This is a genomic window from Streptomyces sp. NPDC040718, from assembly GCF_055593565.1.
On sequence record NZ_JBVIXO010000011.1, the window covers coordinates 16220 to 31707 of the forward strand.

General features: G+C 72.9%; 12 protein-coding genes. 9 read left to right on the forward strand and 3 right to left on the reverse strand.

All coding sequences use genetic code 11. The features are described from left to right. Window positions 1-30: 30 nt before the first annotated feature. Genes ACZ597_RS25150 through ACZ597_RS25160 form a run of 3 tightly spaced genes read left to right on the forward strand, consistent with a single transcriptional unit; the run spans window position 31 to window position 2850 of the window. Window positions 31-585, forward strand: coding sequence for a cysteine dioxygenase (locus ACZ597_RS25150; protein WP_471334157.1), 555 nt, complete (start codon window positions 31-33; stop codon window positions 583-585). 13 nt (window positions 586-598) lie between these two features. After that, a complete protein-coding gene (gene cofD, locus ACZ597_RS25155; RefSeq protein WP_471334160.1) occupies window positions 599-1558 on the forward strand; it encodes a 2-phospho-L-lactate transferase in 960 nt (319 codons plus the stop codon). Beyond that, window positions 1555-2850, forward strand: a complete 1296-nt coding sequence (locus ACZ597_RS25160) for a coenzyme F420-0:L-glutamate ligase (protein ID WP_471334163.1) — start codon at window positions 1555-1557, stop codon at window positions 2848-2850. The genes cofD and ACZ597_RS25160 overlap by 4 nt, the downstream gene beginning before the upstream one ends. Window positions 2851-2854: 4 nt before the next feature. On the opposite strand, the gene ACZ597_RS25165 is transcribed toward ACZ597_RS25160, so the two are convergent. Continuing rightward, window positions 2855-3862: a DNA-3-methyladenine glycosylase family protein gene (locus tag ACZ597_RS25165; protein WP_471334166.1), complete on the reverse strand. Its 1008-nt coding sequence runs from the start codon at window positions 3860-3862 to the stop codon at window positions 2855-2857. 140 nt (window positions 3863-4002) lie between these two features. On the opposite strand from ACZ597_RS25165, the gene ACZ597_RS25170 reads away from it, so the two are divergent. Next, window positions 4003-4605, forward strand: a complete 603-nt coding sequence (locus ACZ597_RS25170) for a hypothetical protein (RefSeq protein ID WP_471334169.1) — start codon at window positions 4003-4005, stop codon at window positions 4603-4605. A 404-nt stretch (window positions 4606-5009) separates the two neighbouring features. Here the strand turns inward: ACZ597_RS25170 and ACZ597_RS25175 are convergent, their stop codons facing one another. Beyond that, complete coding sequence (locus ACZ597_RS25175) at window positions 5010-6431, reverse strand: peptidoglycan recognition protein family protein (RefSeq protein ID WP_471334171.1); 1422 nt, start codon at window positions 6429-6431, stop codon at window positions 5010-5012. 140 nt (window positions 6432-6571) lie between these two features. Here ACZ597_RS25175 and ACZ597_RS25180 point away from each other — a divergent pair, with 140 nt between their 5' ends. The 4 genes from ACZ597_RS25180 (at window position 6572) to ACZ597_RS25195 (ending at window position 12659) form a co-directional block, all read left to right on the forward strand. After that, window positions 6572-7321: a TIGR03089 family protein gene (locus ACZ597_RS25180; RefSeq protein WP_471334174.1), complete on the forward strand. Its 750-nt coding sequence runs from the start codon at window positions 6572-6574 to the stop codon at window positions 7319-7321. 226 nt (window positions 7322-7547) lie between these two features. Next, window positions 7548-8831 (forward strand): LCP family protein, encoded by a 1284-nt coding sequence (locus ACZ597_RS25185; protein WP_471334176.1) that lies wholly within the window; start codon window positions 7548-7550, stop codon window positions 8829-8831. 223 nt (window positions 8832-9054) lie between these two features. Further along, window positions 9055-10791: an LCP family protein gene (locus ACZ597_RS25190; RefSeq protein ID WP_471334179.1), complete on the forward strand. Its 1737-nt coding sequence runs from the start codon at window positions 9055-9057 to the stop codon at window positions 10789-10791. Between the two features lie 335 nt (window positions 10792-11126). Beyond that, window positions 11127-12659, forward strand: a complete 1533-nt coding sequence (locus ACZ597_RS25195; RefSeq protein ID WP_471334677.1) for an LCP family protein — start codon at window positions 11127-11129, stop codon at window positions 12657-12659. Between the two features lie 90 nt (window positions 12660-12749). On the opposite strand, the gene ACZ597_RS25200 is transcribed toward ACZ597_RS25195, so the two are convergent. After that, window positions 12750-13778, reverse strand: a complete 1029-nt coding sequence (locus ACZ597_RS25200) for a glycosyltransferase family 2 protein (protein ID WP_471334182.1) — start codon at window positions 13776-13778, stop codon at window positions 12750-12752. Between the two features lie 187 nt (window positions 13779-13965). Here ACZ597_RS25200 and ACZ597_RS25205 point away from each other — a divergent pair, with 187 nt between their 5' ends. Continuing rightward, a complete protein-coding gene (locus tag ACZ597_RS25205) occupies window positions 13966-15474 on the forward strand; it encodes an LCP family protein (protein WP_471334185.1) in 1509 nt (502 codons plus the stop codon). Window positions 15475-15488 lie beyond the last annotated feature (14 nt).

Here is a 15488-nt window from a genome sequence, read left to right on the forward strand (position 1 = left end):
CGACTGACACCCGTCGAGGACATCCCCACGATGAACAGCGCCCACGCCGTCTCCGCCGCACCCGCGACCGCCCCGACCGCCGCACCCGCCGCCGCCGTCGAGAGCGACCTCCAGATCGCCGGCGACATCCTCGCCGTCCAGCACCTCCTCCAGCCCGCCCGCGAGCACCCGGTCACCGTCGCCGAGTTCGCCGGCCTCGCCCGGTCCATCGCCGAGGACCGCGCCGGCTGGGAACACCTCGTCCAGTACGACGCCACCACCCGCTGGTACCACCGCCTGCGCACCGGCCCCGGCTACGAGGTCTGGCTGCTCAGCTGGGTCCCCGGCCAGGGCAGCGGCCTCCACGACCACGGCGGCTCCTCCGGCATCCTCACCGTCCTCGACGGCGAGCTCACCGAGCACACCGCCCGCGGCCGGCTCAGCCACCGCGCCGGCACCCAGCGCGTCTTCGCCCCCGGCTACGCCCACGAGGTCGTCAACGACACCCTCGACGGAGCGGTCAGCCTGCACGTCTACTTCCCCGGCCTGACCGAGATGCCGATGCACAGCTGCTCCCCGGCCCACGAGGCACACGTACCCGCCTGACAAACTGCGGTGCATGCGCATTGTTGTTCTGGCCGGCGGCATCGGCGGCGCCCGTTTCCTCCGCGGACTCAAGTCCGCCGTCCCCGACGCGGACATCACGGTCATCGGCAACACCGGTGACGACATTCACCTGTTCGGGCTGAAGGTGTGCCCCGACCTGGACACCGTGATGTACACCCTCGGCGGTGGCATCAACGAGGACCAGGGCTGGGGCCGCACCGACGAGTCCTTCACCCTCAAGGAAGAACTCGCGGCGTACGGGGTCGGACCCTCCTGGTTCGGCCTCGGCGACCGCGACTTCGCCACCCACATCGTCCGCACCCAGATGATCGGCGCCGGCTACCCGCTCAGCGCCGTCACCGAAGCCCTCTGCGACCGCTGGCAGCCCGGCGTCCGGCTGCTCCCCATGTCCGACGACCGCGTCGAGACCCACGTCGCCGTCACCGACCCGGAGACCGGCGAGCGCCGCGTCATCCACTTCCAGGAGTACTGGGTCAAGCTCCGCGCCTCCCTCGACGCCGAAGCCGTCGTCCCCGTCGGCGCCGAACAGGCCAAGCCCGCCCCCGGCGTCCTCGACGCCATCGCCGGCGCCGACGTCATCCTCTTCCCGCCCTCCAACCCCGTCGTCTCCATCGGCACCATCCTCGCCGTCCCCGGCATCCGCGAGGCCCTCGCCGCCTCCCCGGCACCCGTCGTCGGCCTCTCCCCCATCGTCGGCGGAGCACCCGTACGGGGCATGGCCGACAAGGTCCTCGCCGCCGTCGGCGTCGAATCCACCGCCGCCGCCGTCGCCCGGCACTACGGCTCCGGCCTCCTCGACGGCTGGCTCGTCGACACCTCCGACGCCGACGCCGTCACCGAGGTCGAAGCCGCCGGCATCCCCTGCCGGGCCGTCCCGCTGATGATGACCGACACCGCCGCCACCGCCGCCATGGCCCGCGCCGCACTGGAACTCGCGGAGGCCGCCCGGTGACCGTCCCCTCCTACGAGGTGCGGGCCGTCCCCGGCATCCCCGAGGTCCGCCCCGGCGACGACCTGGCCCGCCTCATCACCGACGCGGGACCGGACCTCCGCGACGGGGACGTCCTCCTGGTCACCTCGAAGATCGTCTCCAAGGCCGAGGGGCGCATCGTCCGCGCCGACTCCCGCGAGGACGCCATAGACGCCGAGACCGTACGCGTCGTCGCACGCCGCGGCACGCTGCGGATCGTCGAGGACCGGCGGGGACTGGTCATGGCGGCGGCCGGCGTCGACGCCTCCAACACCGAACCCGGCACCGTACTGCTGCTGCCCGAGGACCCCGACGCCTCCGCCGCCGCGATCCGCGCCGGACTGCGGGCCGCGCTCGGCGTCGACGTCGGCGTCATCGTCACCGACACCTTCGGCCGGCCCTGGCGCTCCGGACTGACCGACGTCGCCATCGGCTCCGCCGGGGTACGCGTACTCGACGACCTGCGCGGCGGCACCGACGCCCAGGGCAACCCGCTCAGCGCGACCATAGTGGCCACCGCCGACGAGCTCGCCGCCGCCGGCGACCTCGTCAAGGGCAAGGCCGCCGGGCTGCCCGTGGCCGTCGTACGCGGGCTGGGACACCTGCTCGGCGAAGGCTCCACGGCGGCCGACCTGGTCCGCTCGCCCGCCGACGACATGTTCCGCCTGGGCACCTCCGAAGCCGTACGGGAAGCCGTCACCCAGCGCCGCACCGTACGCGCCTTCACCGGCGACCCCGTCGACCCCGGCGCCGTACGCCGCGCCGTCGCCGCGGCCGTCACCGCCCCCGCACCGCACCACACCACACCCTGGCGGTTCGTCCTGCTGGAGTCGCCCGCCGCACGCCTCGAACTGCTCGACGCGATGCGGGACGCCTGGATCTCCGACCTGCGGCGCGACGGCAAGTCCGAGGAGTCCATCGCCAAGCGGGTGCGCCGCGGCGACGTCCTGCGGAACGCCCCCTACCTGGTCGTGCCGTGCATGGTGACGGACGGCGCCCACGACTACGCGCACGCCCGGCGGGACGCCGCCGAACGGGAGATGTTCGTCGTCGCCATGGGCGCGGGCGTGCAGAACTTCCTGATCGCCCTGGCCGGGGAACGCCTCGGCTCCGCGTGGGTGTCCTCGACGATGTTCTGCCGGGACGTGGTGCGCAAGGTGCTCGCGCTGCCCGAAGACTGGGACCCGATGGGAGCCGTCGCCGTCGGCCACCCGGCGGCCCCCGCCGCCGAACGGCCGGCGCGGACGCCGGAGGCCTTCATCGAGGTGCGGTAGCCGCCTACAGCCTGCCGATGTCGCTGCGCGGCATCCGGGGCGTGCGGCGGGGCGGGGTACGGCCCGCCAGCAGCACGAGCCGGGCCGCGCGGTGGCGCTGCCCCTCGTACGGGGCCAGCAGCTCCAGCATCCGGGCGTCGTCGGCGTCCCGCTCGTCCGCGAGGGCGTAGCCGATGATGCCGGGCAGGTGCAGATCGCCGGTCGTCACCGCGTCGGGCGCGCCGTTGCTGCGCTGGAGGGTCTCGGCGGAGGTCCACGGGCCGATGCCGGGCACCGCCTCCAGCCGGGCCGCGGCCGGCCCGAGCTCCATCCCGGCCGCCTCCTCCAGGCGGGCGGCCACCCGCGCGGCGCGCACGACGGTGCCCGAGCGCTTGATGTCCACCCCGGCCCGGTGCCAGTCCCAGGACGGGATCAGCGCCCAGTCCCGGGCGGCGGGCATCACGTACAGCTCCCCGCCCATCGGCCCCGGCGCGGGCTCCCCGTACTGGCGGACCAGACGGCGCCAGGCGCGGTACGCCTCGTCGGCGGTGACCTTCTGCTCCAGCACGGTCGGGATCAGCGACTCCAGCACCAGCCCGGTACGGGTCAGCCGCAACCCCGGACGGCGGCGGTGACTGGCGTGCACCAGCCGGTGCCGGGGCACGAAGGCAGCCGGATCGTCGGCGGCCCCGAGCAGCGCGGGCAGGTTCTCCAGCAGCCAGTCCCGGCCGGGCCCCCACGCCTCGGCGTCCACCCCGCCGGACGTGGCGGCGACCCGCAGCGCGGCAGGGCCGTCGGGGGTACGGGTGCCCCGCCAGACGGAACCGTCGGGGGTGGTCCGGAACGTCGGATCCCCGGGCCCCCGGCGGAGCGGCCCCAGCACCAGCCCGAGATCCACCGGCCCCCCGGGGTCCCAGCTCCGCCCCTTCCCGCCCTGACCTGCGGACCGCCCCCGCCCCACGGGCACGGCGGTATGACCACCGCGAACGGTGGTCCGGGTGGAGGGAGTGGAGGGTGCGAACCGGCCGGCCATGCGTCGAGCGTAGCCCGGCAGGGGGCCGGACCGTGTTTGCCCACAGGCCCCCTGACCCACCCGCCCCCTGGCCCCTGGCCCCTGCGCCGCTAGTCTCGGCACGGTCAGTTCATGGGGGTGGTGATGGGGAGGGGAACGGGTTGGGCCGGCAGGAGAGGTACCGCAAGGTACTCAGACCGCTGCTGCGAGCCGGGCTCGAGGTGATACCCGACGCGGTTCCGGCCTCGGCCGTACCGCATGTCCTCGGATACGAACGGGAGCGGATCCTCGGCGGCTTCCTCGTCGATTACGAGGACCCGCGACTCGTGGAACGGCTCAACAAGGGCTGGTACGACCTCGCCACCTCCGCCGGCCTGCTCAATGAGGATCGCGAATTCCTCCTCATGTTGCCCAGGGGCACCCGGACTGCCGCGGAGGCCCGGCGGCGACGCACGATGCCTGTCTGGCACCGAGTCCGTCTACTGGACCAATGGGACGTCATGGGCGCCGGCGCGGCTACGTTCCTCGGCATTCGCGCAGGCCACCCCGGCTTCGCCATGCTGGCCCTGGACAACAGCGTGTGGCTCCTGGCCGACACGTACGAAACAGGTGCAGGCGCGTACGCGGTACGCGACCCCGCCCTTTCTCCGGGAGTCCTGCGCGACTTGGAGTGGCTCACCAGAGAGGACATCTACAAGGACCGGGACTTCCGACGCGAAGTCACCGCCTGGTTGGAGCGCAGACACGCTCGCCGGCTGCCCTGATCAACCTTCGATGCGGTACCAGCCACGGGCGGTCGCCGGTCGCCGAGACGAGAGGAGCGCGTAGCGATCTGCTGCGCCCGGGTGCTCCGCAGGGGGGTCCGGTCGACCTCTCGTGCGCATGGCCGCGCCCCCGGCCCGGAACCAGGGATCACAGGGCCCGGACGCCCGGCCGGCCGACGCACGGCCCCTCGTCTCATCGCTGAGAGACCCGTCCCTCCACCCATCGACCGTGCCGTTCTTTGGGGGGCTTCCCGTCCAGCCCCGGAAGGACGATGGGACTGACGGGAAACCCCCGAACCAGCCCTGACACCGCCCAGTCCGCACCCCGCTCCCCCACCCCGCCCCCTCGCGGGGGCGACAGCCGGTCCCGGACCGCGAGGCGACGTACCCCCTACGTACCCCCCCTACCGCCCCTGGAGCTTCGCCGACGAGGTCCGGGTCGGCGGGAGCTCCTTGTACAGGAGGCGGCCCGGGCATTCCGTGGCGAAGCCGTCGCGGTGGCCCGAGATGACGTTCAGCTTCACGTTGCTGCCCTTCGGGTAGCGGTTGCCGCCGCCCGACTTCAGGGTGGTCTTCGCCCTCGGGTCCGCCCCGAAGAGGCCCAGCTTCCAGGCCGTGAGCCGTGCGACCGCGTCCACCGCCGGGGCCGGCGGGGCGGTGGAGGTGTAGCTGCCGATCACCGCGATGCCCATGCTGTCCGTGTTGAACCCCATGGTGTGCGCGCCGAGCACCGGTTTCGCGACTCCGCCCGCCCGGCCCTCGTAGACCGTCCCGCACTTGTCGACGGCGAAGTTGTAGCCGAAGTCCCGCCAGCCGCTGCTCACCACGTGGTAGCGGTACAGGCTCCGGATCACCGCCGGGGCGTCCTTGCAGGCGTAGTTGTTGCCGGAGGCGGTGTGGTGGACGAAGGCGGCCTTGACGGTGCCGGTGTAGACGAAGCCCGTCTCGCGCAGGGACTCGTCCGCGCCCCAGCCGCGCCGCGTCACGATCTTCGGGCGGGGGCCGATGTACGGCGCGGCGGCCGCCGTGAGCTCGCCGTCGCTCGCGAAGACGGCGTCGGCCGTGGAGTCCGCCTTGTTCAGCGCGGGGATCTCCAGTGCGCCGAGCGGGGCGTGCGGGAGGTTGGCGGAGGAGGCCTCCGCCGTCTCCATGGTCATGCCGGTCTGCACCGCCGTGTCGCCCTTGTCGTCGTCCGAGTCGTCCGGGGGGCGCTGCGCCGGGCGGGTCGTGGTGCCGCCGGCGCCGTTCTTGCCGTCGATCACCGCCACGGGCGCCTCCGCCCCCGGGTCGACGAGTTCGATCCGCATGCCCGACGGCAGCCGGGATGCCGCCCGGGTGTCGGCGGTCTCCGCCTGGACACGGACCTCCACGCCGTCCGAGGCCCCGACCCACAGCGGGGCGGTGCTGCCGCGGACCCGGCCGGTGCCGCGTTCCAGCGCGTCGGGGTCGGCGGCGTGTTCGCCGTTGTGGGTCTCGATGTCCTGCCAGTCCGACCACTGGCGCGTGCCGACCGCGCGGGTACGGACCTGGACGCGGCCGACGAGCGGGGTGCTCACGTCGTCCCAGACGACGCCGACCAGCGAGAACGTCTTGACCTCGCGCGCCGCCAGGCCCCGGGTCTCGGCCGGGTCCGGTGCGGCGCTCATGCCGGGCACGCCGGGGATGCGGGCGCCCGAGGGCGCCAGCGGGACGAGCGGCAGCGACTGGGTGGAGCCGGCGGGGTCCGCCGGGATCGACTCGGCGAGGGCAGGAGTGGATAGCGCGAGCGGCAGGGCCAGTGCGGCAGCCGTCGCGACGCCGATGGAGGAAGCAAGGAATCCGCGCATGGAAGCGATGCTGGGCACAGCCACCACGAAGCGCCATCGGAGAACTGACGATCCGTCCGACGATCAGCGGGGCCGCCCACCCCCGTACGGGCGAGCCGCCACCCCCCGTACGGGGGACGGGCCCGCGTACGCTGGGGCGGGTGAACGCCATTGACCGCACCCCTGCCGACCTGCTGCGATCCGCGCTCGCCGCCGATCCGGGCCGCCCGCTCGTGACCTTCTACGACGACGCCACGGGCGAGCGCGTCGAATTGTCCGTCGCCACCTTCGCCAATTGGGTGGCCAAGACCGCCAACCTGCTCCAGGGCGACCTGGGCGCCGAGCCGGGTGACCGGCTCGCGCTGCTGCTCCCCGCGCACTGGCAGAGCGCCGTATGGCTGCTCGCCTGTGCGTCCGTCGGGGTGGTGGCCGAGGTGGGCGGGGATCCCGCCGGTGCCGACCTGGTGGTGAGCGGGCCCGACACGCTGGAGGAGGCCCGTGCCTGCTCCGGTGAGCGGGTCGCGCTGGCGCTGCGCCCGCTGGGCGGGCGGTTCCCGCAGCCGCCGGCCGGCTTCGCGGACTACGCGGTGGAGGTGCCGGGTCAGGGGGACCGGTTCGCGCCGTTCGTGCCGGTCGACGCCGACGGCCCGGGCCTGGTGGTGGGCGGCGAGGAGCTCTCGTACGCGGACGTGGTCGAGCGGGCGCGCGCGGACGCGGCCGGCCGGGGCGCCGGCGAGGGCGCCCGGGTGCTGTCGGGCCTCGGCTACGACAGCTGGGAGGGGCTGTCGGCCGGGCTGTACGGGGCTCTGGCCACGGGCGGCTCCGTGGTGCTGTGCCGGAACCTGGACGCGCTGTCGCCGGAGGCGCTGGAGCAGCGCGTGGAGAGCGAGCGCGTCACCCTCAAGGCCTGACCGGACCCCCCTCAAGGCCTGTCCGGACCACTCTCAGGCCTGGCCGCACCCGCCCGGGGCCTGCCCGTACCCGTCCGGGCGGCGGCTCCGCCGCGATTTGTCACCCGCATGGCCCTTGCCAGGCCCCTGCCCCCGGGCCGTCGACGTCGCCCGGGGGCAGGATCGGCTCCAGGCCGTGCTCACCCGTACGGCCGGTTTCCGGCAGGGTGACGGGCGGAGAGCGCCAGTGAGGGACAGCGCGGGCATACCGGACGGCGGCGGAGCGGCCGGAGACGGCGGCACGCCCCCGCGCGCCCGCGCCCACGTCCGCGGACGCCGGCGCCGGCTGCTGCGCTGGATCGGTCTGGGGTTCGTACTGCTGGTCCTGGCGGGGGCGGCGGCCGGCTGGTGGCTGTACGCGAAGCTCGACGGGAACATCACCGAGGACACCTCCGCCGAGGCCGAGCTGCGGCGCTACGAGCGCGAGCGCCCGGCGCACTTCGGGGCCGGTGCCCAGAACATCCTGCTGATCGGCTCGGACTCCCGGTCGGGCACGGCCAACTCGCGCTACGGGCAGGACGAGGGCACCCAGCGCTCGGACACCACGATCCTGCTGCACCTGCCGGCGGACCGCGGGAGCGCCACGGCCGTCTCGATCCCCCGGGACCTGATGACGGAGGTCCCGAGCTGTCTGAAGCCGGACGGCACCCGCACCGGCGAGCGGTTCGCGCAGTTCAACTGGGCCTTCCAGTGGGGCGGGGCCGCCTGCACGATCCGCACGGTGGAACGGCTGACCGGGATCCGCATCGACCACCACATGGTGGTGGACTTCGGCGGGTTCAAGAAGATGGTCGACGCGGTCGGCGGGGTCGAGGTGTGCCTGAACCGGCCGGTGGTGGACGAGGAGGCCCACCTCAGCCTCCCGGCGGGGCGCCAGCTGCTCCGGGGCGAGCAGGCGCTCGGGTTCGTGCGGGCCCGGTACGGCCTGGGTGACGGCAGCGACACCGAACGGATGGAGCGCCAGCAGCAGTTCCTGGGCTCGCTGGTGGAGAAGGTGCAGAGCAACGGGGTGCTGCTGAACCCGACGCGGCTGTATCCGCTGCTGGACGCGGCCACCTCCTCGGTGACCACCGATCCGGGGCTGGCGTCGCTGCGCGGCCTGTATGAACTCGTACGGGGCGTACGGGACATACCGACCGACCAGGTCAAGTTCCTGACCGTGCCGCGTCGCCCGTACGCGGCCGACCCCAACCGGGACGAGCTCGTGGAGCCGGACGCGGCACGGCTGTTCCAGCAGCTGCGCATGGACCGGCCGCTGACGATCACCCCGCCGGAGGCCGTTCCGGTGCCCGATCCGGAGCCCCGCCCGCAGCCTTCGGAGCCGGTCCGCGAGGGTGCGGGACCGGCCACGGCGACCGGTTCGGCGGCGGCCTCGCAGGAGCCGGCGCCGGTGAGAAGCGGAAGCTCCGTACCGGCAGCTCCGGTGCCGACTTTCACGGGAACGACGGCGGCCGCGGCCGACTGCCGGTAAAGCAATCCAAAAGCCCGGGGTCCGGCCGAGCCCGATGGGCGGTTTGGCCCGTTATAGAGAGAGTGGATTTTGTCACCAGCATGGTTTGGCGCTGACCTGGCCGGATAAGGTGAGCGATCCGGTGCACCGGCCGTGAAAGAGGCCGTGCACCAGCAGCCGGATCGTTGACCGCGCGCCTGGGGGGAGGCGCGTCGCGAAGCACCGACGGAGGATTCGAGCAACCGTGGATGCGCAAAGCCGTGGGCGGGCGGACGAGATCGACCCCGCAGACCAGTGGGTGCTCAATCCCCGCACCGGCAACTACGAACTGCGACTGGGGCATTCCGCTGCGCAGCAGCACACCGTCGCCGCACCCCGCAGATCCCGCAGATCCGCCGCCGCCCCCTCCGCGCCGACCACTCCCTCCCCGGCCGTCCCCAAGCCCCGCCGCGGCGAAGGCCCGCCCGGCGGGCGGCGGAGCGGCCGTCCCCGCCAGGGCGGTGGCCCGCCGCGGCGCCGCAAGGTCCTGGTGGCGACGGGCGGGACGCTGGCGCTGCTGCTGGTCGCCGGCGGGCTGGGCTCGTACCTCTACTACGAGCACCTGAACGGCAATCTCAAGGTCATCGACACCGGTGGTGTGGGCGGCGGCTTCAAGAAGGACCAGCCGATCAACATCCTGGTGATCGGCACCGACAAGCGCAGCGGCAAGGGCAACGAGGGCTACGGGGACGCGGAGAGCGTCGGCCACGCCGACACCACGATCCTCTTCCACGTGTCCAAGGACCGCACCAACGCGACGGCGCTGTCCATCCCGCGCGACCTGATCACCGACATCCCGGCCTGCCCGACGAAGCAGTCGAACGGTTCGGTGAAGGACATCCCCGGCACCAAGGGCACCCGCTTCAACAACAGCCTGGGCCAGGAAGGCCGCGACCCGGGCTGCACGATGCGCACGGTCAAGCAGCTGACCGGCCTGGAGGTCGACAACTTCATGATGGTCGACTTCAACGCGGTGAAGAACCTGAGCACCGCGGTGGGCGGAGTGCCCGTCTGCGTGGAGAAGGACGTCAACGACCGCGATTCCAAGCTGAACCTGAAGGCGGGCGAGCACCGGCTCCAGGGCGAGCAGGCGCTGGCCTTCGTGCGGACGCGGCACGCCTTCGGCAACGAGAGCGACCTGGACCGGATCAAGACCCAGCAGCAGTTCCTTGGTTCGATGATGCGGGAGATGAAGTCCAAGGAGACGCTGACCAGTCCGAAGAAGTTCGTGTCGCTTGCGGAGGCGGCCACCAAGTCGCTGACGGTGGACCAGGGGCTGGGGTCCATCGGCAAGCTCACCGATCTCGCCGGTGAGTTGAAGGACATGAACCTCAAGAACATCACCTTCACCACGCTCCCGGTGCTCGACAATCCGAACGAGCCGGCGAACCGCAAGTCGACCGTGGTCCTCAACTCGGCGCAGGCCGAGCCGCTGCTCCAGATGATCCGCGGGGACGTCTCGCTCACCGAGGTCGAGAGGAAGGAAGCGGCGGCGAAGGAGGCGGCCGAGGCCGACGCCAAGAGCCGGCAGGACGCGGTCCTCCAGGGCGACCGCGCGCCCGCGGGGGACGTCCGGGTGGATGTGTACAACGGCGGCGGGCCCCCGGGATCGGCCTCCACTACCCTGACCTGGCTGCAGAACACCAAGGGTGTCCACAAGGCCAGCAACCACGGCAACGCCTCCACCCGGCTGGGCGCCACCCAGCTGGAGTTCGCCCCCAACCAGGCCGACCAGGCCCGGGCGCTGGCGGACATGATGGGGCTGTCCGGCGCGGCCCTGAAGGCGGGTTCCGTGGACGCGGGTCCGAGGACGCCGATGAAGCTGACACTGGGCTCCGACTTCAAGGAGCCCGGGACGCCGCTCGGCGCTCCGGAGACTCCGCAGCAGGCGCCCGAGGGGCTCCAGCGGGTCGAGGCGGACAAGGCGGTCTGCGCGAAGTGAACGGTCCGCGCCACCTGGGCGGACGGCTGTTACGGCACGGCACGCACCAGCAGCACCACCGATCCTTTAGACCGGCCGGCGTATGACGGGCGGTAGCCGGTAGGACCGGCACAATACCGACCAGTAGTGATCTTGAGGGGGGACGCGTGAAGCACAGCAGCGTGCGGGGGGAGGGGGCGCCCGACCAGGCCGCCGACGGCATATCCGACGGCGACGGGAAAGCCGCCGCCTCGGTGCCCCCGCCCCGGAAGGGCTCGGGTACGGCCCAGTCCCCGGAGAGCGGGCTTCCGGTCCGGCGGCGGCGCCGCCGGGTGCTGTTCTGGGTGGCGTCCGTCATGGCGTTCCTGATCCTGGGGACCTCGGCGGCCGGCTACCTCTACTACCGCCATCTGAACGGCAACATCCGCAGCGGGCAGCGCCTGAGCGGTGAGAGCGGCGTGGAGAAGACCCACGCGAACGCCAAGGGCCAGCGCCCGCTGAACATCCTGCTGATCGGCTCGGACAGCCGCAACAAGCCGGAGAACGTCGAACTCGGCGGCAGCCGCGACACCGTGGGGAACGCCCCGCTCGCCGACGTGCAGATGCTGCTGCACGTCTCGGCCGACCGGGAGAACGCCTCCGTGGTGAGCATCCCGCGCGACACCCGGGTCGAGATACCCGAGTGCACCGATCCGAAGTCCGGCGAGAAGTTCAAGAAGACCCGGGCGATGATCAACGAGTCGCTCGGCCGCGGCGGCCCCGGCTGCACGCTGGCCACGTGGGAGAAGCTGACCAACGTCTACATCGACCACTGGATGATGATCGACTTCTCCGGTGTGGTGCAGATGGCCGACGCGGTCGGCGGCGTCCCGGTCTGCGTCAAGGACAACGTCTGGGACCGGCCGATAGCCACCTCCGGCGGCGGCTCCGGCCTCAAGCTCCAGAAGGGCACGACCCGGGTCAAGGGCGAGCAGGCCCTCCAGTGGCTGCGCACCCGGCACGCGTTCAGCAGCGACCTGGGCCGGGCGCAGGCCCAGCACATGTACATGAACTCGATGATGCGCGAGCTCAAGAGCCAGAACGCCTTCACGGACGTCGGCCGGATCACGGCGCTGGCCGAGGCCGGCACCAAGGCGCTGGAGGTCTCCGAGGAGATCGGCTCGGTCAAGAAGCTCTACAACCTGGCCATGCAGCTCAAGGACGTGCCGACCAACCGCATCACGATGACGACGATGCCGACCTTCCAGGACCCCTCGGACCCGGACCGGCTCATCGTGAACCCGACGGACGCCGACAAGCTGTGGGCGATGCTCCGCAAGGACGTGGCCTTCGACAAGAACGGCACTCCGACGGGCCCGCAGAGCCCCTCCGCGCAGGCCTCGCCGTCCGCGTCCGCGCCCGCCCCGGGCGCCTCGCAGCCCGCGCAGCCGGGCCAGTCGGCGCAGCCGGGCCAGCCGAGCGGGGAGCCGTCGACCGCCCCGGACAAGATCCAGGTCAACGTGGTCAACGGCACCGCCGTGGAGAAGATGCCGCTGGCGCCCCGGCGGGCGAACGTGGTGGCGGAGGCCCTGGTCTCCAAGGGCTTCACGGGGGCCCGCGCGGACAGCGCGCTGACCCCGGAGAAGACCACCGTGGTGCGCTACCCGACCCCCGACCTGGCCGACGAGGCGCAGAGCGTGGCGGCGGCCATGGGCATCCCGGGCACCGCGGTGCAGCAGTCCGCGGACGTCTCCCGGATCACCCTGATCGTGGGTGCCGACTGGCGCGACGGCGCCGTCTACCCGCAGCAGGCGCCGCCGGAGGCCGGTTCCGTGCCGGACACGGCAGACGCCCTCAACGGTTCGGACACCGGGGCCTGCATGGAGGTCTACAAGCCGTACCGCTGGTGAGCGGGCCCGGATGAACGCGAAGGGGTGACCCGGTCCGTAAAGGACGCGGGTCACCCCTTCCGCCGTTCCCGGGGCTCCGGGCGGGCGGTGTCAGACCTGCGAACGGTCCCGGCCGGGGACCGCGGGGCGCCGGCTCGCGATGACCTTGCGGGCCAGCGAGCGCGGGCTGGTGAGGAAGCCGAAGCCCCAGGACATGTGCATGGTGGCGAGGGCGACGGGGATCTGCGCCCGGGCCTTCGGCGGCAGCCCCTTGCCCGCCGGGACGGAGCCGGCGGTGATCGCCGCGAGGTAGCCGACCGGGACGGCGAAGGCCCACGGGGTGACGGCCGCGCCCGCCACGACACCGGCCGCGATCGCGCAGACGGCGGTCGGCGGGGCCAGGTAGCGCAGGTTGATGGAGCCCGAGTGGTAGCGGGCCACGACGTGGCGCCAGCGGCCGTAGTCCTTGTACTGCTTGGCCAGGGCCCGTACGGAAGGCCGCGGGCGGTACTGGACCTTCAGCTCGGGCGAGAACCAGATGAGCCCGCCCGCCTCGCGGATGCGGAAGTTCAGCTCCCAGTCCTGGGCGCGGATGAACTCCTCGTTGTACCCGCCCTGCTGTTCGAGGGCCTCGCGGCGGAAGACGCCGAGGTAGACGGTCTCGGCCGGGCCGGCCTGGCCGCCGGTGTGGAAGGCCGCGTTGCCGACGCCGATCTTCGAGGTCATCGCGGCGGCGACGGCCTGCTCCCAGGCGTTCTCGCCCTCGGCGTGCATGATGCCGCCGACGTTCTGCGCGCCGGTCTCCTCCAGGAGGCGGACGGCGGTGGCGATGTAGTTCGGGGAGAGCATGCCGTGCCCGTCGACGCGGACGACGATCGGGTGGCGGGAGGCCTTGATCGCGGCGTTGAGGGCGGCGGGGGTCCGTCCGGTGGGGTTCGGGACGGTGTGGACGCGGGGGTCTTCGCGTACGAGTTCGGCGGCGATCTCGTCGGTGCGGTCCGTGGACGGCCCGAGCGCGATCACCACCTCCATCTCGCCTGCGTACTCCTGTCCGAGGATGTGCCGGACGGAGTCACGCAGGTGGCGCTCCTCGTTGAGCACCGGCATGATCACCGAGACTGCGGGCTGCTGGGCGGGCATGTCGTCCTTCACGGTCGGGTATCGGTGTCACGTTACCGCGTACGGGGGAAACGGGTGCGCGGCGGACGAGCGGTACGGACAGCGGCTGATCGTATGGGCCTACTGTTCTGACGAATCTGCCCGATGTGCCGGCCGGTCAGCACCGTGAGCGAACCGCCGGCTCCGTCCCGTGCTGTTCCCCGCGGAGGTGTCCACCGTGCCCCAGCCGCACCGTCCCACCCCACCCGCCAGGCCCTCCCAGCCGCAGCGTGCGCGCGGCGGCGGCCGTCAGGGCCGGCGCCGGGAGGGCCGGCCCCGGTGGGGCGTGCGGATCGCGGCCGGGGTGTCGCTGGTGGTGCTGGGGTCCGGGGCCGTGGGGCACGCGGTGATGACCGGACTGGACACCGGGATCGAACGGGTCGACCCCTTCAAGGACATGAAGAACCGTCCGCAGGCCGGGCACGGGATGAACTTCCTGCTCGTCGGCACCGACGGCCGCGACAGGGTCAGCCCGGAGGAGAAGCGCGAGTACCGCCTCGGCGGCGCCCCCTGCCACTGCACCGACACGATCATGCTGGTGCACCTCTCCGCCGACCGGGAGCGGGCCAGCGTGGTCAGCCTGCCCCGGGACAGCTACGCCGAGCTGCCCGCGCACCGCGACCCGGTGACCGGCAAATCGCACCGGCCCCACCCCGTGAAGCTCAACGCCGCCTACGCCGAGGGCGGGCCGAACCTGACCGTGCGCACCGTGGAGAACATGACCCGGGTCAAGATCGACCACTACCTGGAGGTGGACTTCAGCAGCTTCATGAAGACCGTCGACGCGATGGGCGGCGTGGAGATCTGCACCGTCAAGGCCCTGCACGACCGGAACACCGGCCTGGACCTGCCGCCCGGCACGCACCGGCTCAGCGGCGGCCAGGCCCTGCAGTACGTGCGCTCCCGCCATGTCGACGGGGCCTCCGACCTGGGCCGCATGCAGCGCCAGCAGCGGTTCGTCGCCGCCCTCGTCAAACAGGCCACCGGGGGCGGGGTGCTGCTCAACCCGGTGAAGTTCAAGGAGGTCAGCTCCACCCTGCTGGGGTCGGTGCGGGCCGACCGGGACTTCGGCTCGGAGCAGATGCTGGCGCTGGGCCAGGCCATGCGCGACTTCACGCCCTCCTCGTCCGAGTTCGCCTCGGTGCCGGTCGGGGACGCCTCGTACCCGGTCAAGGGCATCGGCTCGACGGTGAAGTGGGACGAGCGGAAGGCCGCCCGGCTCTTCGAGGCGCTGCGCCAGGACCGCCCGCTCGCCCCGCCCGGGTCCGGCGGAGGCGCCGGCGGGCGGCAGCGGCCCGCCGCCGTGCCGGTGGACGTGCCGCCGCAGCAGGTCCGGGTCCAGGTGGAGAACGGGACCCGGATCGACGGGCTCGGCGGCCGGGTGGACGAGGCCCTGCGCGCCACCGGCTTCGACACCACCCGCGCCCCGGTCGGCGGCGCCAGCCGCGACGTCCGGCGCACGGTGATCGCGTACGACCCGCGCTGGGACCGCTCGGCCCGCACGGTGGCGGCGGCGCTGCCGGGCAGCGAGCTGCGCGCGGTCGCCGGGCAGGGCCGCACGGTGCTGGTGACGGCGGGCTCGGAGTACCGCAAGGTGGTGCCGGTGCGGGCCGAGGACCCCTACCAGGGCGGGGAGGCCCAGGCCGTCACCGGCGACCAGGTGGTGTGCGGGCCGTAGACGACGCCGGACGG